This is a genomic window from Streptomyces sp. NPDC098781 (genome assembly GCF_044759995.1).
Taxonomy (GTDB): Bacteria; Actinomycetota; Actinomycetes; order Streptomycetales; family Streptomycetaceae; genus Streptomyces.
Map to the genome: position 1 here is coordinate 439233 of NZ_JBIWAK010000007.1, position 20295 is coordinate 459527.

The following is a 20295-nucleotide window of genomic DNA, read 5'->3' on the forward strand; positions in this document are numbered from 1 at the left end:
ATCGCATGCGGCGATGAGGAACCCTCCCCGCACGGGTCTACCCCCACGAGAACGAGGAACTCGGTGGACCCTGAAGGAGGCAGCCATGCGCCGTACCACCGTGCAGAAGCCCCTGAGGAAGTCGGACACCCGCCGGGTCCGGGAGGAGGCGGAGGACCGCCCCTCGGGACGACCCGAGGTCCGCAAGGACATCGCACGCACCTGGTGGCCGGACGGCTGAGACGCCCTGCCGGTCCCACAGGACGCCTCGTACGGCGTCAGTCGAGGCGCTTGCGGTAGTGGACGCGGTCGTACGGCCCGTCCGCGCGCCGCTCGATGACCTCGTAGCCGTACTTCGGGTAGATCTTCTGGTTCTCCCACATCAGCGCGTTCGTGTAGAGCCTGACCTCGCTCAGGCCGAGCGCACGCGCGTGTGTGTCCACGAAGTGCAGCAGCCGTCGCCCCACGCCCTGGCCATGGGCGTCGGGGTGGACGGCGATGCTGTCGAGGAACAGGTGGTCCTCGCGCGCCTCGATGACGACGAGGCCGGTCACCGGATCGCCCGTCACGAACACCTTCCCCGCGGCCACGTTCGCCGCGTGGTCCGCCTCCATGGGCACCGGAACCACGCCGATGCGCTCGATGTAGGGCGCGTACGCCGCGTCCGTCACCGCCTTGACGGCCGGTACGTCGGCGGCCGTCGCGGGCCGGATCTCCTCGCTCGTCATGGCCTGAACGCTACCTACCTGAGCGGAGTCTGAGCACTCCCTTAAAGGCACCATAAGGATCTCCGTCACCCGCCTCCAGCAGGCGATTTCACGGTTTCTTGGGGCTAGCTTGCTGATCGCCCCCACGGGTTCCGACCCTAGGGCCGCCCACCCAGTGACCGTTTCTGAGGAGTTCCCCCATGCCCGCACGCCGTAGGGTCGCCACCGTCGCCGCCGTCGGCCTGACCCCGCTCGCCCTGACCGCCCTCGCCACCGCGCCCGCCTCGGCGCACGGTTCGATGGGCGACCCGGTCAGCCGGGTCTCGCAGTGCTACGCGGAGGGTCCGGAGAGCCCGAAGTCCGACGCGTGCAAGGCGGCGGTCTCGGCGGGCGGCACCCAGGCCCTCTACGACTGGAACGGCATCCGCATCGGCGACGCCGGCGGCCGGCACCAGGAGCTGATCCCGGACGGCAAGCTGTGCAGCGCGAACAGCGAGGAGTTCAAGGGCCTCGACCAGGCCCGCGCCGACTGGCCGGCGACGAGCGTGAGCAGCGGGTCGTACACCTTCAAGTACCGCGTGACCGCCCCGCACAAGGGCACGTTCAAGGTGTACCTCACCAAGGCGGGCTACGACCCGACGAAGCCGCTGGCCTGGGACGACCTGGACCTGGCGAACCCGGTGGCGACGGCCACCGACCCGGCTGCCTCGGGCGGCTTCTACACCTTCTCCGGCAGCCTGCCCCAGCGCTCCGGCAAGCACCTGCTGTACGCGGTGTGGCAGCGCTCGGACAGCCCGGAGGCGTTCTACTCCTGCTCGGACGTCAGCTTCGGCGGCGGCACCTCCGGCTCGGGCGACTCCGACGGCGCCGGCGGCTCCGGCAGCGCCGGCGACTCGGCCGGCTCCGGCGAGGCGGCGCCCGCCCCGAGCGCCTCCGCGCCTTCCGAGGAGCAGATCGAGGAGGGTGCCGACAAGTCGACGATCGAGCACCACGGCCACGGTGACCAGGACGCCGGTACGTCCGCGGAGCCGGCCGCGGCCGACGAGGCGGGGTCCGGCACGGCCAACCGGCCGAAGGCGGCCGGCGCCGGCGAGAACCTCGCCGAGACCGGCGGGGACAGCAGCACGGCGTACCTCGCGATGGGCGGTGCCGCGACCCTCGCGCTGGGGTCGGCGGTGCTGTTCGCGTCGGTGCGGCGGCGGGCGGCCACCGGCGGTCGCCACAGCCGCTGACGAAGGACTCCGGGGCCTGAACGGCGGCTCAGGCCGGTCAGGCCCCGGCGGTGTGCCCTGCGCTCAACTGAACACGGACGCACAGGTGGTCGGGGTGGCGCGCGCCGGGTCGAGCGCGTTGGCCACCTCGTGGAAGGCGATCCGGTCGGTCAGACCGAGCAGGGCGTGCTCGGATATGTCGATCGCGCACCGGTCCTGGATCAGGACGTTCTTCACGTCCGGCCCGGTCAGGAACTGGGTCCGCCACGGCGTGACCACTTCGTCGTACTTGGTGGCGATGACCGTGTAGCGGACGCCGGGGACGGTGTCGCCGCCCGCGTTGAGCCTGGTCATGAAGTCGGATCCGGCGACCTGTTGGGCGAGCGCGGGAGTGGCGGCGCTGAGCAGGTCCTGAGCGCCGGGGAAGTACGGCAGCAGATTGGTGAACCCCGCCAGGGTCGTGCCGTGGTTGCTGGGCGCGATGCCGACGAGGGCGTTCACCTTGGCGGCGCCGCCGAGGAACTTGACGTAGTAGCGGGGCATCATGCCGCCCTGCGAGTGGCCGACGACGTCGGCCTCGGCGGCGCCGGTCGCGGCGAGCACCGAGTCGACATAGGCGGAGAGTTGCTCGGCCGACTTGTCGATGGGGCCGAGGGCGTGGAAGAACGGCACGCCCGGCAGCTGGCCGTAGTCGAGGGAGAAGACGCAGTAGCCGCGGTTCGTCAGGTAGGGCGCGAGGCCCAGCCAGTTGTCGACGGAGTTCGCGAAGGTCCCGTGCACCAGGACGACGGGGCGGGGATGGGCGGCGGAGGGCTTGCAGGAGTAGTCGTTCCAGCCACTGCTCGATGCCGCCGCCGTTTCGGCCGCCTGGGCGGTGGTGGCGGCGGGGACGACGGCGACCGCGGCGGTCAGCAGCAGCGCGGCCAGGGGTCTGAGCACTCGTTTCCAGGGCAGCATCGTGTGATCTCCTTGCGGCTCAAGGGAGGTGCGACGGCCTTACGCCCTGTGATCCGGATCACGAGGATGCTGTTCACTCGTCAAGTTACGAGTGAGTAAGTGAAGTGTGAAGTTACGCGTCAGTAAAAACTTCCAGTGATAGGTGGGGGCGGTTCTTCGCCCTGACGAACCGTCACCATGCGGGCCGGATGGGCCCATAGGGAGCGATACGCCCCAACTGGCCGAGCAGCGCCCGCACTTCACCTTCACCCAGCACATCGGCCCAGGTCCGGACGGCATCCGCGGCCGCCGCCTCGGCCGCGCGGGTGCAGTCCCACCCCCGCTCGGTGAGCACGATCAGCCGCGCCCGCGCGTCCTCGGGATGCGGCCGGCGCTCGGCGTACCCCTTGCGCACGATCTCGTCGACGAGCTGGCTCGCGGCCTGCTTCGTCACCCCGAGATGAACGGCGAGGTCGGTGACGGTGGCGCCGTCCGGGGCGAGCCGGGCGAACGCGAAACCGTGCGCGGGCCGCACCCCCTCGAAGCCCCGGGCGACCACGCCGTCATGAATGCGCTGAGTGAGCTCACCGGCCACGGCGAGCAGGGCGGCGGACAGGGCCATGGCTTCGGAGTTCTGCACTCAGGCATTGAAACACCCTTGACGAATTGGTCAAGCAGCTTGACCATTGGCCATGTAGTCAAGCTTCTTGACCAATATCTGAACAGGAGTTCCCGATGCCCGTAGTTCGCGCGTCCGAAGCCGTCACCCACGAAATCCACGGCGCCCGTTTCGTCTCGTACGCCACCCCCGCGACCGGCAGCAAGGAGTTGTGCGCCTGGCGCGGCGAGATCCCGGCGGGCACCGAAGCGCCCGCGCACACCGTCAACCGGGAGGAGATCCTCCATCTGCTCGACGGGGAGCTGCTGGTCACGCTGGACGGCCGCGCCGAGCGGATCACGGCGGGCGACACCCTGATCATCAACCCCGGCGCGACGCTGGCCGTCGAGAACCCGACCGGCCGGACCGCGGTCACCTGGGTCACCACGTCCATCGGCCTGACCGCGGAACTGGCCGACGGTACGCGCATCACGCCGCCGTGGGCGAACTGAACCCCGGGGAGGCCAGCGACCCCGGCTTCACCGCATGCGGCCCGAACTTCGCTCGCACGCGGTCCGCGACCTCCTCGATACGGCGGGCCTTCTCGTCGAGCGGGTCGAAGGTCAGCTGGTAGGAGGCCTGCTCGGCGGGGTCGAGGCCCTCGGCACGCAGAGCGAGGGCGCGCACCCGGGCGCGCTGGAGGCCGAGCGCCTCGTACATGCCGTACGCCGCCCTGGTCAGCGCCGCCGAGTGGGCGGTCGGCTCCTTCAAGGTACGGCTGCGGGTCGTCGAGGAGCGGTCGGCGTAGCGGGCGGTGAGGGTCAGGGTGCGGCAGACCTTGTCGAGGGCGCGCAGCCGGGCGCCCAGCTCCTCGGCGGCCGAGAGCAGGGCGCGGCGGTGCCGGTCGGGGTCCAGCTCGTCGCGGGTGAAGGGGCGTTCGGTGGCGAGGGAACGTGACACGGCGTCCGGGACGACCCGGCCACGGTCGATTCCGCCCGCCCTCTCGCGCAGCTCCCGGCCGGCCTTCGCACCGATCAGCCGCTGGAGCGTGGACAGGGGCGCGGCGGCGACCAGGCCGAGGGTGTCGAGACCGTACTCGCACAGGGTGCGGGCGGTCGCGGCGCCCACGCCGGGCAGCGCGGCGACGGGCTTGTCGGCGAGGAACTCCGCGCCGCCGCCCTCGGGAACCACGCAGGTCACGCCGGGTTCCGCGGCCCGCAACGCCACGCGGGCCAGCATCGGCCCCGGCCCGGCGCCGATCGCGCAGTCGACCCCGTGATGGGCGAGGGCACGCACCCGGATCACCGACGCCAGCTCGACCGCGTCGCGCCCGAAGTACCGTTCGGCGCCCCGCAGATCGGCCAGCGCCGTATCCGGTGGCAACGCCTGGACGACCGGCGTGAAGTCCTCCAGCAGTCCGAGCAGCCCCGGCAGGGCCGCCTCGTGCGCCGGCGGCAGCTGGAAACGTACGCAGAGGATGGTCATCCCGCACTCCCCGGACTCTGGTGCCACAACTTCCGTACCTGTGAAGGCTCTTGACCCGCGGGACGCAGATCGGCCCACGGGTTCAGTTCGTATCCGGTGGACATCTGGATGCGCCGGCCGCGCGCCGGATCCCCGTCGTCCCCCGCCGGCGCCGCCACCGGCTCCGCCAGCCGCGCCGCCACCACGTCCAGCCCGCCCTCGGCACGCAGCTCGGTCAGCTCGGCAAGGTTCCAGGCGGCGGAGCCCACCACGCTCAGACTGCGCGGCCCGCGGCGCTGCACGACCCCCCGCACCAGCAGCAGCCAGGAGTGGAAGACGGTGTGGGCGCACGCGTCGTGCGAGTCGTCGAAGAAGGCGAGGTCGACCAGGCCCGTCCCGTCGTCCAGCGTGCTGAAGATGACCCGCTTGCCGGACCGGATCGGCGGTGTCTGGGTGGCCGCCTTCGCTCCCGCGACCAGCACGGTCTCGCCGTGCCGGGCATCGCGCAGCCGCCGCGCCGGGACGACGCCCAACTCGTCGAGGAACACCCGGTGGTCGTCCATCAGATTGCGCGAGGCGTCCATCGACAGCACCCCCAGCTCGGCGCTGAGCCGCTCCTGCGAGGTGAGGTCGGGCAGCCCGGCCGCGGCCGTCCTGCGTCCGCCGCTCAGCGGGAGCTGGCCCCCGCCCCCGCCCCTGCCCCGGGCGCCCCGGTGCAGCTCGGTCAGATGCAGTTGCAGATCACGCCGGTTGGCCCCGAAGGCGTCCAGCGCGCCGACCTGCGCGAGCCTCTGCGCGAGCGGACGGCTGGGCCGCGCCCGCTCCCAGAAGTCGAGCAGCGAGGCGTACGGCTGCCCCGCCGCGATCCGTGCCGCCTCGGCCTCACTGATGCCGTGCACATCGGAGAGGGCGAGCCGCAGCCCCCAAGTCCCCCCGGGCTTCCCGGACTCCCCGAACCCCTTGGATTCAGACACCAGTTCGATACGGTGTGCGACCCCCGACTCGTTCACATCCAACGGCAGGATCGGCACCCCGCGCCGCCGCGCGTCCGCCAGCAGCAGCCGCTTCGGATACATCCCGGGGTCATGGGTGAGCAGCCCCGCGTAGAAGGCGGCCGGATGATGGGCCTTCAGCCAGGCCGACTGATAGGTCGGCACCGCGAAGGCGACCGCGTGCGCCTTGCAGAAGCCGTACGACCCGAAGGCCTCGACGATCTCCCAGGTCCGCCGGACGGTCTCCGCGTCGTACCCCTTGGCCGCCGCGTGCTGTGCGAACCACACCCGGATCCGCCCCTGTGACTCCGGGTCGGAGAGACCGCGCCGCACCCGGTCGGCCTCGTCCCGCCCGCAGCCGGTCATGATGTGCACGATGTCGATGATCTGCTCGTGGAAGACGACCACCCCGTACGTCTCCCGCAGCGGCCCCTCCAGATCCGGGTGCGGATAGCGGATGGGCGCCCGCCCGTGCCGCGCCTCGATGAACGGCCGCACCATGTCGGCGGCGACCGGCCCCGGCCGGAACAGCGAGATGTCGACGACGAGATCGTGGAACGTGGCCGGCTGAAGCCGCCCGACCAGATCCCGCTGCCCCGGCGACTCGATCTGGAAGCAGCCCAGCGTCTCGGCGGACCGGATCAGCTGATAGGTCGCCGGATCACCGTCCCCCCGCTCGAAGTCGAGCGCGTCCAGATCGACCCGCTCCCCCGTGACCCGCCCCACCTCCGCGACCGCGTGCGCCATCGCCGACTGCATCCGCACGCCCAGCACGTCGAGCTTGAGCAGCCCGAGGTCCTCGACGTCGTCCTTGTCGAACTGCGACATGGGAAAGCCCTCACCGCTGGTCGGCATGACCGGCGTACGGGAGAGCAGCGAGGCGTCGGACAGAAGCACCCCGCACGGGTGCATGGCGATACCGCGCGGCAGCGCGTCGAGCGCCTCGACCAGCTCCCACAGCCTGCCGTACCGCTCCCGCTCCCCGGCCAGTTGCCGCAGCTCGGGCAGTTCCTCCAGCGCCGCGCGGGCGTCCCGTGCCCGGATGTGCGGGAACGACTTGGCGATCCGGTCGATGTCGGCGGGGTCCATGGACAGGGCCGCGCCCACGTCCCGGACGGCATGCCGCACCCGATAGGTCTCCGGCATGGAGACGGTCGCGACCCGCTCGGTCCCGAACCGGTCGATGATGGCGCGATAGACCTCCAGCCGGCGCGCGGACTCCACGTCGATGTCGATGTCGGGCAGCACCGGCCGGCGCTTGGACAGGAAGCGCTCCATCAGCAGCCCGTGCTCCACGGGATCGGCGTGCGCGATGCCGAGCAGATGGTTGACGAGCGACCCCGCGCCGGAGCCGCGCGCGGCCACCCGGATCCCCATTCTCCGCACGTCGTCGACGACTTGGGCGACCGTCAGGAAGTAGGAGGCGAACCCGTGGTGGGCGATGATGTCCAGCTCCTGGTGCATCCGCTCCCAGTAGGCCGGCCGGCCGTCGTAGCCGCGCAGCACCATGCCCGCCACCGCCCGCGAGGCGAGCGCCCGCTGGGCCGTGCGCCGCCCGGCACCGACGAGATGCGATTCGGGGAAGTGGACGGTGCCCATGCCGAGATCGTCCTCGGGGTCGACCAGGCACTCGGCGGCGGTCGCCGCGGTCTGCTCCAGCAGCCGGTGCGCGGTGTCGCGCCGGAAACCCGCCGCCTCCACGACCCGCTCGGCGACCCGCGCCATCTCACCTGCGTCCTTGAGCCAGGCCTCACCGGAGTCCAGTTCCTTGGTGGCGTCGATGGGCACGAGCCGCCGCGCGGCGTCCAGCACATCGGCGACCGGCCCCAGCCCGGGATCGGCGTACCGGACGGCGTTGCTCAGCACCGGCCGCACACGCTGCTCGGCGGCGAAGCCGACGGTACGGGCGGCCAGCCGGAGCGAGCCCGGCCCGGTGCCCTCGCGCCCGTGCCAGACGGCCTCCAGCCGCAGGGCGTCACCATAGACCTCCCGCCAGGGCACGAGCAGCCGGGCCGCCCGGTCGGGCCGGCCGGCGGCGAGCGCGCGCCCGACGTCGGAATCGGGCCCGAGCAGAACGGTCAGCCCGTCCCCCCGGTTGTCCCCCTGGGGCAGCATCGGCGACCCCTCCCCGCCCTGCGCGGCCGAAACGATTCGGCAAAGGTCGCCCCACCCCCGGGCCCCGTCCCTCCCGAGAAAGGTGACCCGAGGCATCGACTCATCGACAAAGGCTCCGCCCCGCACCGGAACCCGCCGCCGCCCCCCGGACTCACCCGCCTCCGCACCCCCGAACGCCTCCACGGCCAGCTCCACACCGAACAACGGCCGCACCCCCGCCGCCGCACAGGCCTTGGCGAACCGAACCGCTCCCCCGAGCGAGTCACGATCGGTGAGCGCGAGGGCGTCCATACCCCGCTCGGAGGCGCGCTCGGCCAGCCGCTCCGGGTGTGAGGCGCCGTACCGCAGGGAGAACCCGGAGACGGTGTGCAGATGCGTGAAGCCCGACACACGCACCTCCCGCGCCAGCGAGTCCGAGCCATGCTCGAACATCAGTTCCCAACTCTCCCACCCCCACCATAGACCATTTCTCGAACACTCGTACGACATCCGTTCGGCCGCCTCCCACCTGCGCAAACGCCCGGCGCCCCGGACGGTGGGGGCATGACGCAGACCACCGGCGACGACACTCCGCGCCCCTCCTTCCTCGCCGAGGTGAAGGACGCCGTCACCCCACGGGCCACGGTGCTCGTGACCGGCACAGTCGCCCTCGCTCTGCTCTTCATCGCCTCCTACGTGGGCGCGCTCCACGACCCGAAGCCCAAGAGCGTGCCCCTGGGAGTCGTGGCACCCGAGGTCGCCGCCCAGCAGACGGTGACCCGGTTGGAGAACCTGCCCGGCGACCCCCTGAACCCACGTGCCCTGCCCGACGCGGCCACGGCCCGCGAGCAGATCCAGAACCGCGAGATCGACGGAGCCCTGCTGATCGACCCGGCGGGCACCACCGACACCCTCCTGGTCGCCACCGGCGGCGGAAGAGCGCTGGCCGCCACCCTGGAGACCCTCGTCGCCACCCTGGAGAGATCCGAGGCACGCACGTTCCGCACCATCGACGTGGCCCCGGCCGACCAGCAGGACGCCAACGGCCTCACGTCCTTCTACGTGACCGTGGGCTGGTGTGTGGGCGGCTACCTCTGCGCGTCGATCATGACGATCAGCTCGGGCTCCGGCCGCCCCACCCTGAGACGCTCGGTGATCCGCCTCATCGTCATGGCCCTGGTCGCCGTCATCGCCGGCCTGGGCGGCGCCCTGATCATCGGCCCGATCCTGGGCGCGCTGCCCGGCAACATGGCCGCCCTCTGGGGCACGGGCGCCCTGATCGTCTTCGCGGTGGGCGCGGCCACCCTCGCCTGCCAGGCCCTCTTCGGCCTGGCCGGCATCGGACTGGCCATCCTGCTCGTGGTGATCCTGGGCAACCCCAGCGCGGGCGGCGCCCTGCCGCCCCCGCTGCTCCCCCCGTTCTGGCGGGACATCGGACCGGCCCTGCCACCGGGCGCGGGCACCTGGGCGACCCGCTCGATCGCCTACTTCGACGGCAACGACACCACGGACTCCCTGCTGGTCCTCTCCGCCTGGGCGGGCGCCGGTATCGCCATCACCCTCGCGGCAGCGAGCATGCGGGGCAGGCAACCCGCAAGGCCGGCGGCCGGCGCCCCCGCCGGAACATAGGACCCAGCTGCGGCCCCCGACCGAGGACGGACACCCCCCGCGCGGCCCCGACCCACAGCGCACGCACAGGCACAAGCACCGCAGGCTTCCGCACTCGCACCCCGAACGCAGAAGTCCCGTCCCCCAGCACAGGGGACGGGACTCCGCACAAACAACCCTAAAGCGTCAGCCGATCTCGGTACCCGTGGCGGACAGCGCCTCGGTCACCGGCTGGAAGAAGGTCTCCCCACCGGAGGTGCAGTCACCGCTGCCCCCGGAGGTGAGCCCGACCGCCTTGTCACCGGAGAACAGCGAACCGCCGCTGTCACCCGGCTCGGCGCAGACGTCGGTCTGGATCAGACCGTTGACGATGTCGCCGTTGCCGTAGTTCACGGTGGCGTCGAGCCCGGTGACCTTGCCGTCGTGCACCTGGGTGGTCGAACCGCTACGGGTGACCTCCATGCCGACGGTGGCATCCGCGGCCCCGCTGATCGCCTGCGAGGAACCGTTGTAGAGGTTCACCTCGCTCGGGTGGTCGACCTCGGCGGTGTACTTGACCAGACCGTAGTCGTTGTCCGGGAAGCTGGAGACCTCGTTGCTGCCGATCTGGGTGCCGCTGGAGTCGGACCAGTCGGTGATGCCCTCGGTGCAGTGCCCGGCGGTCAGGAAGAACGGCTCGCCGCCCTTGACGACGTTGAAGCCGAGCGAACAACGGCCACTGCCACCGGTGATGGCGTCACCACCCGCGATGAAGGGCTTGTACTCCCCCTTCGACCGCTTGAGCTCGACCGTGGCGCCCAGCCCGTCGACGACCTTGCTGAGCTTGCTCCACTCGGCCTTGGAGACCGTGCGGTCGGCGGTGACGACGACCTTGTTCGTCGCCGGGTCCGTCACCCACGCGGTGCCGGGAATGGTCGCGTCCTGCTTGAGCGTCGTGCGGGCGCTCTTCAGCTCGGCGAGCGAGTTCTCGACGACTCTGGCCTTGGCGCCGGCGGCCTCGACCGCATCGGCGGCGGCCTCGTCGAGGACGTTCACCACCAGGCTCTTGGCCTGTGCGTCGTAGTAGGACCCGGCGGCATCGCCACCCAGGTCCTTGACGAGCGTCGAGGCGAGCTTTCCGGCCGCGCCGACCGACAGGGTCTTCGGCGTGGACGCGTCCGGCGTCTCACTCGCGTTCGCACTCTGCAAGGTCACTCCCGCGGCGACCAGTGCGGCTATGCCCGCACCTGCCACGGCTGCACGCCGCTTGGGTATGCGTCGGTGCTTCAACTCACGTCCTCCTGTGGGGGGTCGGCCCGAAAGGTTGTGGGGACCTCTGCGGACCGGAAGGCGTACGGCCACGGGGGCGGCTCACAACAAAAGCCACGTCCGCGCCGGTTGAACAGGGCTCACTATTCCTAGGTTCGAAGGGAGCACACAAGGTCGACTTCAGGACGCGCATAGAACACGGTTGCACACCCCTCCCGTCTTGACCGTGCACAGTCACGCCCGCTCTCTTCGCTCAGCAAACACCGCAAGCGAGCGAACCATAAGCAGCGCGTGAGGTCTACTCCTGTCTCAAAATCGCTCTTCGGGGTCCGGATCCAAGGGCGCCTCACGGGAGGGCAGTTCGTCCCGTGAGGTCCGCGATTCAACAGACGTGGGCCGCTGTACGGCCACATCGGACTCCTGCGCAGAGGTCGCGACCTGCGTCCCTTTTTCCAGAAATCGCAGCAATTCCACTGGAATCGGCAGCACCAGCGTGGAGTTCTTCTCGGCCGCGACCGCCATCACCGTCTGAAGCAACCGCAGCTGGAGGGCCGCGGGCGCGTCCGACATCTGATGCGCCGCCTCCGCCAGCTTCTTGGACGCCTGGAGCTCCGCGTCGGCGTTGATCACCCGCGCCCGCCGCTCCCGGTCCGCCTCCGCCTGCCGCGCCATCGACCGCTTCATGGTCTCGGGCAGCGAGACGTCCTTGATCTCCACCCGGTCGATCGTCACGCCCCACTCGACGGCCGGGCTGTCGATCATCAACTCCAGCCCCTGGTTGAGCCTTTCCCGACTGGACAGCAGATCGTCGAGCTCGCTCTTGCCGATGATGGACCTGAGCGAGGTCTGCGCCATCTGCGAGACCGCGAAACGGTAGTCCTCCACCCGTACGACGGCCTCCGCGGGCGCGGTCACCTTGAAGTAGACGACGGCGTCGACCCGGACGGTGACGTTGTCCCGTGTGATGCCCTCCTGTGCGGGAATGGGCATCGTCACGATCTGCATGTTCACCTTGCGCAGCTTGTCGACGCCCGGCACGATCATCGTGAGTCCGGGCCCGCGCACCTGGGGTCGGAGCTTCCCGAGACGGAAGACCACCCCCCGTTCGTACTGCTTGACGACCCGCGCGGCCGCCGCCAGATACACCACTCCGGCGGACGCGAGCGTCACTCCCGCCGCCACCAGCTCCTCGACCATCAGCGACCCCCGGGGTCCGACGTGGGCGCGTTACAGGGGAGTTCTGCCTGTACGTCGACGGTAACCCCGGGGCGCGGCCAAGGGCGAGCCCCCGCACACCAGTTGCGTGCGGGGGCTCACCTGCTGCCGGCTGCTGTTCAGGTCGTACCGGTTCCGATGTCCGGCCGGACGTCAGTAGACGCTGACGCCGTACGCGCTGAGGGCCTCGGTGACCGGCTGGAAGAAGGTCGTGCCACCGGAGGTGCAGTTGCCGCTGCCGCCGGAGGTCAGACCGTACGCGGTGCCGTTGCTGCCGTAGAGCGAACCGCCGGAGTCGCCGGGCTCGGCGCAGACGGTGGTCTGGATCAGGCCGCCGACGACGTCACCGCCGCCGTAGTTGACGGTCGCGTTGAGGGCCGTGACCCGGCCGCTGTGCGTGCCGGTGGTGGAGCCGTCACGGATGACGGTGGTGCCCACGCTCGGGGTGGCCGCGCGGGTGATGTCCACGCCGTTCGCGGTGCCGGGCCGGCTGACGGAACCGGAGTACCGCACGATGCCGTAGTCGTTGCCCGGGAAGCTGGAGCCGGCGGTCGAGCCGATGACCGTGGTGCGGCCGGAGTTGGAGTACCAGGTGCCCGCGCCGTCGGTGCAGTGGCCGGCGGTCAGGAAGTACTGGTTGCCGCTGCTGTCCTGGACGTTGAAGCCGAGCGAGCAGCGCCAGCTACTCGCATAGATGGCGTCGCCGCCCTGGATGAACTTGCTGAACTTGCCGGGGACGCTCTTGATGGTGAGCGCGTCGGCGTTCGCCCCGGCCTGTTCCTTGATCTTCGCTATCTCCGCCTGGGAGACCGTGCTGTCGACGGTCACCGTGACACGGTTGGTCTTGCTGTCGACGGCCCAGGCGGTGCCGGGCACGTCGGCCTTCAGCACGGAGCCGCTGACGCTCTTGAGCTGGGCGGCGCTGAAGGTGTCGGGGGTCTCCGCGGCGGTCGCGTTGGGGATCGCGATCGCGGCCGCGGCCACGAGTCCGGTGGAAACGGCGATCAGCCGGGTCCGTCTCGTAATGCCGCTGCGGGGGGTGGTGCGCTTGATCCTCACGTTTCGTTCCCTCCAAGGGAAGTCGGGGGCCCGCGTGGGGTCGGGGCCCGTGAGGCGCAGTCAGGCGGGCGGTTGTCCGGATTCCGAACAAGCCGTGCACCTGACAAGCGCTGAGGGGAATATTCGGCCGAACGACCGGTAGGCGCAAGGGCGCCTTTCGGCCGTCAATCTTTGAACCATCTGTGCGAGTTGGCCGCTCCTGCCCCGGTCAGAGCCGGTCGGCGAAGCCGCAGCACACTCCCTCACGCACCCGACCCGACCAGCAGCCGCCTCCCCCGCCCCACCCGTACCCCGGGGCTGTCCGGAAGTCGCTCCTCCGGACAGCCCCGGCCGGGACGCGGGGAACCGCGCTACCAGCCGTGACAGCCCCGCGGCCGAATCGACCGCCCCTCACCGCACTTTCCGCGGAGCGTTCAGCAGCCGTCGCAGGGGCAGCAGCAGTCGCAGCCGTCGCAGTCGCAGTCCCGGCAGCAGCCCTCGCGCTTCTTACGGGACCAAGGGCCCTCGTACTCCTTGGCGCAGCACAGCTTGCAGGTGCAGCACAGCAGCCAGAACATCCCGCAGCCGGCCCAGAACCCACGCCGCTTGGGCGGCTGCGGCGCGGCCCCACCGAACCCGCCGAAGTCACCACCACCTCCGCCGAAGCCACCGGCACCACCGCCGGGCGCGCCACCGCCGCCCAGGTACGGACTCCCACCGGCGTACGGATTCGCGCCCCCGGCATACGGGTTCTGCGGCGCCCCGTACGGCCCCTGCTGCGGCGGCTGTCCATAGGGGCCGGGCTGGTGGGTCGAGCAGGTCGGCACGGTGCCGAACGCCCGGTCCACCGAGCGCCGCAGCTCGTGCACGAGCAGCAGATGGGCGAGCCCGGGATCGGTGAACTCGACTTCGCGCAGCGCCAACCGCACTCCGTGCACGGCGTCGTCGGCGAGCCGGCGCGCCTCGGCGAGCGAGGTCCCCGTCGCGGTGAGCGGGTTCCACGCCCCCGACTCGGCGTCGGCCGCCCGGTCCTCCACGGCGTCCAGGAGGTGCGCCAGCCGTCCGAACAGGCGCCCGGCCTCGGCGAGCGGTTCGGCGTTGCCCGGCCGTCCGGCCAGGATCGCGGTGTGCGCGAAGGCCGCGGCGGTCGCCGTCTCGGTCGGTTCGGTCACGGCGAGCACCGAGGTGCCGAGTGCGGCCAGCGCCTCGATCCCGACCTGCCGGTCCACGGCGTCGACGAGTACGGCGGTGTCGAACCCGACGGCCGAGCCGCCCCGGGCACCCGCCGCACCCCAGCCCGCGGCCACCCGGCGGGCGGCCAGCGCCACCGGCCTGCGGGCCAGCAGCCCGTCGCCGTCGGCCACATGGTCACGCACCTTGGCCGAGGCGAGCACCAGCGAGACGGCGGCGGCGAGCCGGGCGCCCTCACCCTGCGCGACGGACGCGGTGCGCATTCCGCGCAACGGGCACGGTCCCGCCGTCCGCCTCAATCCACTGTTCTTGTCGGACTGAGCCTCCGTCAGGACGGAGATCAACAGCCCGTCGTAGTTCGTGACGATCCGCGCGAACTGGCCGTGATCTCCGCGCAACGAGAGGCACAGCCCGCACAAATGCGCCATCCATTGGCCCGCGAGATTCTCTCCGAGCCGATGACGACATGGCCTGACGATTCCGAACACAACGCTCCCCCGAGGTTCTTACGGCGTTCCTACGACGCTGAGCTGCCGCATCGTACCGACCTTCGAATCCTGCGCCACGGCCGCCTCGTTCACCCGTACGCACCCCGCATCACCCATACGCCGTGAAGAATCATATTTCACTCACAGTCAGCAGCCGTACGTGGCATGCCCCTTGGGGGACACGGGCTCTCGACGTATTCGCTGTGCACCAGTACCGTCACAAACCCCCCGCGCGGCGTCTATCCACTTGGCGCGACGTCCGCATCATGGATGACCATAGGGATGCGGAACGCGAGAAAGACCGCTCTGAGAGGAGGCGTCCATGGGATCGGTGCGCAAGGCGAGTGCCTGGCTGGGCCTCGTTGACGACAACGATGACGAGCGTTACTACGACGACGAATACTCCGAAGGGACCGAGTCCGGGGATGCCTGGGTCACCGACCCGCGGGTCAAGGTGGCCACGGATGTCGCCGAGGAGAAGGGCCGCCGGATCGGCACGGTCACCCCGGACAGCTTCCGGGACGCCCGCGCCATCGGCGAGCTGTTCCGGGACGGGGTCCCGGTCATCATGAACCTGACGGCCATGGAGCCCGCCGACGCCAAGCGTGTCGTCGACTTCGCGGCGGGGCTGATCTTCGGTCTGCGCGGTTCGATCGACCGGGTGTCCAACCGTGTGTTCCTGCTGAGCCCGGCCGACACCGAGATCGTCAGCGGCGAGCGGGCACCGCACCGCGAGGACGGCTTCTACAACCAGAGCTGAGGCAGGGCCGCTCACCGGCCCTGCCCGCCCCCTGGTGGGGTCAGCGGAAGGCGTCGAGCCCGGTGAGCGCCTTGCCCAGCACGAGCTGGTGCATCTCGACGGTGCCCTCGTAGGTGAGCACCGATTCGAGGTTGGTCGCGTGCCGCATGACGGGGTATTCGAGCGAGATCCCGTTGGCACCGAGAATCGTCCGCGCCGTACGGCAGATGTCGATGGCCTCGCGGACGTTGTTGAGCTTGCCGAAGCTGACCTGCTCCGGACGCAGGCGGCCGGCGTCCATGCGCCGCCCCAGATGATGGGCGAGCAGAATCCCCTTGTGCAGTTCGAGCGCCATGTCGGCGAGCTTGGCCTGGGTGAGCTGGAAGCCCCCGATCGGCCGGCCGAACTGCTCCCTCGACTTCGAGTAGTCGACAGCGGCCTCGAAACAGGACCGCGCCGCGCCCATGGCGCCCCACACGATCCCGTACCGGGCGTGCGAGAGACAGCTCAGCGGCCCCTTGAGTCCGACGACCTCCGGCAGCACGGCGTCGGCCGGCAGCCGTACGTCGTCCATCACTAGCTCACTGGTGACGGAGGCGCGCAGCGACAGCTTGTGCTTGATCTCCGGTGCGGAGAACCCGGCGCTGTCGGCCGGCACGACGAACCCGCGGATCCCCTCGTCGGTCTGCGCCCACACCACGGCGACGCCGGAGACGGACCCGTTGGTGATCCACATCTTGCGCCCGTTCAGCACCCAGTCGGTGCCGTCCCGCTTGGCGTACGTGCGCATGGAGGCGGGGTCGGAACCGTGGTCGGGCTCGGTCAGCCCGAAGCAGCCGATGACCTCACCGGAGGCCATGCGGGGCAGCCACGCCTGCTTCTGCTCCTCGCTGCCGAAGCGATGAATGGCGTACATGGCGAGGGAGCCCTGCACGGAGACCAGGGAGCGGATCCCGGAGTCGGCGGCCTCCAGTTCCAGACAAGCCAGTCCGTACTGCACGGCGGAGGCCCCGGCGCACCCGTAGCCGCTGAGCGACATCCCCAGGGCCCCGAGCTCCCCGAGTTCCCGCGCGAGCTCCCGGATCCCCGGCAGCTCGCCCTTCTCGTACCACTCGGCGACATGGGGCAGCACCCGGTCCGCCGCCCATGCCCGCACGGTGCCCCGGACGGCCAGGTCCTCGGGCTCCAGGAGGTCGTCGATGCCGAGGGGGTCGGCGGGATCGAACGGGGGCATCTTCGAGGACGCGGACATGGGTGACCCTCCGGCAACGACGAAAACTAGCGCCGCTAGTTACGACTGTGGCCCAGACGCTACGGCGCGGTGTCCTTCACGTCCAGTACGTACACGTCCAGTACGTACCCGCGCACGAGGGCGGGCGCGGTCAGGCCGAGACGCGGGACTCCGCGACCTCCCGGGGCTTGGGCAGTTCCACGCTCTCCGCCTCGCACTGCATGGTCCGCGGCAGCCGCAGCGCCATCACCGCTCCGAGCAGCAACAGCCCCGCGCTCACCAGCAACGTCACATGCAGCCCGTGCACGAAGGCCTCGCGGGCCGCGTGATGCAGGGCCAGGCCCGCCGACCCGCCGAGCTGCGCGGCGACCTCGTACGCCTCCCCCAGCGAGTGCGAAGCGGCCGTGGAGGCCGACGCGGGCACTCCGGCCACGTCGGACAGCCCGGGGGTGTACGCGGCGTTCATCACGCTGCCCAGCAGCGCGATCCCGATCCCGGCACCCAGCTGGTACGACGTCTCACCGATCGCCGCCGCCCCGCCGGCCTGCTCCGGCGGAGCCTCGCTCAGCATGGACTCGTACGCCCCGAAGAGGGTCGTCTCCAGTCCGAAGCCCAGCAGCACGAACCCGAACAGCAGCACGCCGGGGTTGTCCTGGCCGCCCATGGCGGTCAGCACCAGCACCGCGACGGCCGTCAGACAGAACCCGCCGCACACCATCCGCCGCGGCCCGAACCGCCGCAGCATGCGCGCTCCCGCGAGGCCGGAGGCCATCGCCGCGAAGGTCAGCGGCAGCAGCCGCAGCCCCGTCTCCAGCGGCGAGAGGCCCAGCACCAGCTGGAGGTACTGCGCCGCGATCAGCTCGAGCCCGACCAGCGCGAGCATCGCCAGCACGATGCAGCCGACGGACGTGCTGAACGCCGGTCGCGCGAACATGCCGAGGTCCACCAGCGGATACGTCCGCCGCTTCTGCCGTCGCACGAAGAGGACCAGCATCGCCACGCCGACCACCAGCGGCACCAGGGTGAGCAGGCTGGCCACCGGCTCCCCGCCGCCGAGCCGCTTCACGCCCAGCACGACGCCGAACAGCCCGGCCGCCGCGAGCAGCGCGCCGACCACGTCCCAGGGCCCCTTGCCGTCGCCCTTGGACTCGGGCAGCAGCAGCCGGCCCACCGGAAGGCTGATCAGCATCAGCGGGATGTTGACGAGGAAGACCGAACCCCACCAGAAGTGCTCCAGGAGGAATCCGCCGATCAGCGGCCCGACCGCGGCGCCCACGGCGGCCACGGCGCTCCAGATGCCGATGGCCAGGGCCCGCTCGCGCCGGTCGGGGAAGACCTGGCGCAGGATCGACAGGGTCGCGGGCATGATCATCGCGCCGCCGACCCCGAGCAGGGCGCGGGCCAGGATCAGCACCTGTGGGTCATGTGCCAGGGCCGCGAGGCCGGAGGCGAGGCCGAAGAGGCCGTATCCGAGAAGCAGGACGCGCCTGCGGCCCACCCGGTCACCCAGCGTGCCGAAGAGGATCAGCAGCGAGGCGCAGACGAGCGGGTAGATGTCGACGATCCAGAGCAGTTCTATCGCGCCGGGCCTGAGGTCCTCGGTGACCGCGGGTACCGCCACATGGAGCACGGTGGCGTCCACCGCGACGAGCAGAAGGCTGACGCAGAGAACGACGAGGACGACCCAGCGGTTGGCACCGGCCCCGGCCGCCCGACGGCGCAGCGCAGCGGCAGCCGTGGTCGTCCCGGACATGTACGTACCTCCCAGATGTTCCTCGCCCTCGGCGGGCACGCGGGGTGGGGACTCCCCGCGACTCGGCCGGAGAGGAGCGGTGGTCTCCGGCCCGCGCAATCAAGGGCGAGTGACTCGTCAGCGTACGCGAGTCCGTGTCCGGGCCGAGTGGCGGACCTCTCAGACGCCGCCCCCAGGCGTGTGGCGTACGCCACACAACCAGCCCCGAACCGGTGAGCCGCAGGAGAAATCCACTCCATCAACCGGTGAACGAATTCATAAGCAGGGAAAAACGAACCAACAGAATGATCAAAGGAATTGAAGGATGTGGCGCCAGATGATTACGGATTCCTTGGAAATAAACCTCCTCCTGAGAGGAATCCCACATCACATCGTCATCACAAACCCGTGGAATCGCCGTTGAACTGCGCTCACTCGCTGTAACGTCGATTGCGTGTGTACCGAACGAAAGCTGACCCGTCTGGACCGGGTCTTCACGAGGCTGGACCGGGAGCCGGAACGCCCGGCCCACATCGATGTGCCGAGGATGACCCGGCACCGGATCGTGCTCTTCGCCGCGACCCTGGCCTTCTACGGGGCCATCGTGTGGGCCGTCCTCATCACCTCGTGGCTGGTCCGGCTGGACTGGCAGGTCATGTTCTTCCGTCCGTACCAGCAGTGGGCGGAGATCCACGCGTTCGTCGACTACTACGTGGTGCTCGGCCAGCGCGGCCCGACCGCCGTGATGGTCGCGGCCTGGCTGGGTTGGCGGTCCTGGCGGCAGCACACCCTGCGGCCGCTGCTCGCGCTCGGCGTCTCGCTGCTCCTGCTGAACATCACCGTCGGCGCCGCCAAGCTCGGCATGGGCCGCCTCGGACCGCACTACGCGACCACCATCGGCTCGAACGAGATGTGGCTGGGCGGCGATATATTTCCCAGCGGCCACACCGCCAACGCCGTGGTGACCTGGGGAATCCTCGCCTATCTGGCCTCCACCCCGAGAGCGCGCCGCTGGCTGTCGGCCCTGTCGGCGGTGACCTCGCTGGGCGTCGGACTGTCCACCGTCTACCTCGGTACGCACTGGTTGAGCGACGTTCTGCTCGGCTGGGCCGCCGGCCTGCTGATCCTGCTCGCCCTGCCGTGGTTCGAGCCGCTGATCGCCCGCTCCGAGTCCTGGATCTTCGATCTGCGTGACCGCCGGCGCACCCGCCGGGCCGACGCCCTCCCGGCGGCGCCCACCCCGGCCGAGGCTCCGGTGCTGCTCAAGCCGCTGGCCACGGCCGGCGACGAGGAGGCCGCTGCGCGCGAGGCGTCCCCCGCGGCCCGTGCCGCCCGGCCCACGGCCTACCACCTGGCGCCCAGCCCGCACACGATCCGCGCGGAGCGCACGCCGGGCACCTCCGCCGGCGGCCGGCGCCCGCCGCACACGGACCGCGTCACCCGCGGCGCAAGCCCGGCCGCCCGCCCCCTCACAGGCGGCTGACCTCGGCATTCAGCGGGATCGGTACACACGACCACCCGCATGGCCGACGGCCCCGGTTCCTCGACAGGAACCGGGGCCGTCGCCGTGTGTCAGCCCTTCCAGGCCCGCGCCACCTGGCCGTCCTTCACCTCGAAGTTCAGGCGGCCGCCGCGGTACTCCATGGTGATGATCGCCCCCGGCGGCAGCGAACGCACCGTCGACCAGCCGCGGTCACGAGCGAGTCGCTCGGCCCTGTCGGCGTCGAGACCGACATACGTGTCCGGGTCGTCCTGGGGGTCCTCGGAGGGTTTCGGAATGGGTGCCATGCGGCCAACGCTAGGGCCTCGCACAGGGATCGGGCC

At 70.8% G+C, this 20295-nt stretch carries 18 protein-coding genes; 6 read left to right on the forward strand and 12 right to left on the reverse strand.

The annotated features are described in order from the left end of the window. Positions 1-85 precede the first annotated feature (85 nt). The gene (locus ACIQWG_RS29005) at positions 86-220 is read left to right on the forward strand and encodes a hypothetical protein (protein ID WP_404101067.1); all 135 of its coding nucleotides are present in this window, start codon (positions 86-88) and stop codon (positions 218-220) included. A gap of 37 nt (positions 221-257) precedes the next feature. Here ACIQWG_RS29005 and ACIQWG_RS29010 read toward each other — a convergent pair whose 3' ends face one another. Beyond that, positions 258-707: a GNAT family N-acetyltransferase gene (locus tag ACIQWG_RS29010; RefSeq protein WP_404101068.1), complete on the reverse strand. Its 450-nt coding sequence runs from the start codon at positions 705-707 to the stop codon at positions 258-260. Positions 708-886: 179 nt separating this feature from the next. On the opposite strand from ACIQWG_RS29010, the gene ACIQWG_RS29015 reads away from it, so the two are divergent. Beyond that, entirely contained in the window at positions 887-1918 is a 1032-nt protein-coding gene (locus tag ACIQWG_RS29015) for a lytic polysaccharide monooxygenase (RefSeq protein ID WP_404101070.1), read from the forward strand. A 63-nt stretch (positions 1919-1981) separates the two neighbouring features. Here ACIQWG_RS29015 and ACIQWG_RS29020 read toward each other — a convergent pair whose 3' ends face one another. Both ACIQWG_RS29020 and ACIQWG_RS29025 read right to left on the reverse strand, forming a co-directional pair. Beyond that, the gene (locus ACIQWG_RS29020; RefSeq protein WP_404101072.1) at positions 1982-2854 is read right to left on the reverse strand and encodes an esterase/lipase family protein; all 873 of its coding nucleotides are present in this window, start codon (positions 2852-2854) and stop codon (positions 1982-1984) included. A 172-nt stretch (positions 2855-3026) separates the two neighbouring features. Continuing rightward, positions 3027-3473 (reverse strand): MarR family winged helix-turn-helix transcriptional regulator, encoded by a 447-nt coding sequence (locus ACIQWG_RS29025; RefSeq protein ID WP_404101074.1) that lies wholly within the window; start codon positions 3471-3473, stop codon positions 3027-3029. A gap of 95 nt (positions 3474-3568) precedes the next feature. Here ACIQWG_RS29025 and ACIQWG_RS29030 point away from each other — a divergent pair, with 95 nt between their 5' ends. Further along, positions 3569-3943, forward strand: coding sequence for a cupin domain-containing protein (locus ACIQWG_RS29030; protein WP_404101076.1), 375 nt, complete (start codon positions 3569-3571; stop codon positions 3941-3943). Here the strand turns inward: ACIQWG_RS29030 and ACIQWG_RS29035 are convergent. Next, a complete protein-coding gene (locus tag ACIQWG_RS29035; RefSeq protein WP_404101078.1) occupies positions 3921-4916 on the reverse strand; it encodes a DNA polymerase thumb domain-containing protein in 996 nt (331 codons plus the stop codon). The two genes, ACIQWG_RS29030 and ACIQWG_RS29035, sit on opposite strands and share 23 nt — an antisense overlap. Continuing rightward, positions 4913-8392: a DNA polymerase III subunit alpha gene (locus ACIQWG_RS29040; RefSeq protein WP_404101151.1), complete on the reverse strand. Its 3480-nt coding sequence runs from the start codon at positions 8390-8392 to the stop codon at positions 4913-4915. Before ACIQWG_RS29040 ends, ACIQWG_RS29035 begins: the two co-directional genes overlap by 4 nt. Positions 8393-8545: 153 nt before the next feature. On the opposite strand from ACIQWG_RS29040, the gene ACIQWG_RS29045 reads away from it, so the two are divergent. Next, the gene (locus ACIQWG_RS29045) at positions 8546-9610 is read left to right on the forward strand and encodes a DUF3533 domain-containing protein (RefSeq protein WP_404101080.1); all 1065 of its coding nucleotides are present in this window, start codon (positions 8546-8548) and stop codon (positions 9608-9610) included. A 165-nt stretch (positions 9611-9775) separates the two neighbouring features. Here ACIQWG_RS29045 and ACIQWG_RS29050 read toward each other — a convergent pair whose 3' ends face one another. The 4 genes from ACIQWG_RS29050 to ACIQWG_RS29065 all read right to left on the reverse strand — a co-directional run bounded on the left by ACIQWG_RS29050 (position 9776) and on the right by ACIQWG_RS29065 (position 14769). Beyond that, complete coding sequence (locus ACIQWG_RS29050) at positions 9776-10858, reverse strand: S1 family peptidase (RefSeq protein ID WP_404101082.1); 1083 nt, start codon at positions 10856-10858, stop codon at positions 9776-9778. Positions 10859-11146: 288 nt separating this feature from the next. Continuing rightward, on the reverse strand, positions 11147-12034 hold the full coding sequence (locus ACIQWG_RS29055; protein WP_404101084.1) for a slipin family protein: 888 nt from the start codon (positions 12032-12034) through the stop codon (positions 11147-11149). 171 nt (positions 12035-12205) lie between these two features. After that, positions 12206-13111 carry a S1 family peptidase gene (locus tag ACIQWG_RS29060; RefSeq protein ID WP_404101086.1) on the reverse strand — a complete coding sequence of 302 codons (906 nt, stop codon included), beginning with the start codon at positions 13109-13111 and terminating at the stop codon, positions 12206-12208. A 413-nt stretch (positions 13112-13524) separates the two neighbouring features. Continuing rightward, positions 13525-14769 (reverse strand): DUF5685 family protein, encoded by a 1245-nt coding sequence (locus ACIQWG_RS29065; RefSeq protein ID WP_404101088.1) that lies wholly within the window; start codon positions 14767-14769, stop codon positions 13525-13527. A 322-nt stretch (positions 14770-15091) separates the two neighbouring features. On the opposite strand from ACIQWG_RS29065, the gene ACIQWG_RS29070 reads away from it, so the two are divergent. Continuing rightward, positions 15092-15529 carry a cell division protein SepF gene (locus ACIQWG_RS29070; protein WP_404101090.1) on the forward strand — a complete coding sequence of 146 codons (438 nt, stop codon included), beginning with the start codon at positions 15092-15094 and terminating at the stop codon, positions 15527-15529. A gap of 40 nt (positions 15530-15569) precedes the next feature. Here the strand turns inward: ACIQWG_RS29070 and ACIQWG_RS29075 are convergent, their stop codons facing one another. Together ACIQWG_RS29075 and ACIQWG_RS29080 are read right to left on the reverse strand one after the other, a co-directional pair. Continuing rightward, complete coding sequence (locus tag ACIQWG_RS29075; RefSeq protein ID WP_404101092.1) at positions 15570-16760, reverse strand: acyl-CoA dehydrogenase family protein; 1191 nt, start codon at positions 16758-16760, stop codon at positions 15570-15572. A 130-nt stretch (positions 16761-16890) separates the two neighbouring features. Next, complete coding sequence (locus ACIQWG_RS29080) at positions 16891-18492, reverse strand: MFS transporter (RefSeq protein ID WP_404101094.1); 1602 nt, start codon at positions 18490-18492, stop codon at positions 16891-16893. A gap of 433 nt (positions 18493-18925) precedes the next feature. Between ACIQWG_RS29080 and ACIQWG_RS29085 the strand changes: the two genes are divergently transcribed. Further along, a complete protein-coding gene (locus ACIQWG_RS29085) occupies positions 18926-19954 on the forward strand; it encodes a phosphatase PAP2 family protein (protein WP_404101096.1) in 1029 nt (342 codons plus the stop codon). A gap of 89 nt (positions 19955-20043) precedes the next feature. On the opposite strand, the gene ACIQWG_RS29090 is transcribed toward ACIQWG_RS29085, so the two are convergent. Continuing rightward, positions 20044-20259 carry an I78 family peptidase inhibitor gene (locus tag ACIQWG_RS29090; protein ID WP_404101098.1) on the reverse strand — a complete coding sequence of 72 codons (216 nt, stop codon included), beginning with the start codon at positions 20257-20259 and terminating at the stop codon, positions 20044-20046. Positions 20260-20295: the final 36 nt, after the last annotated feature.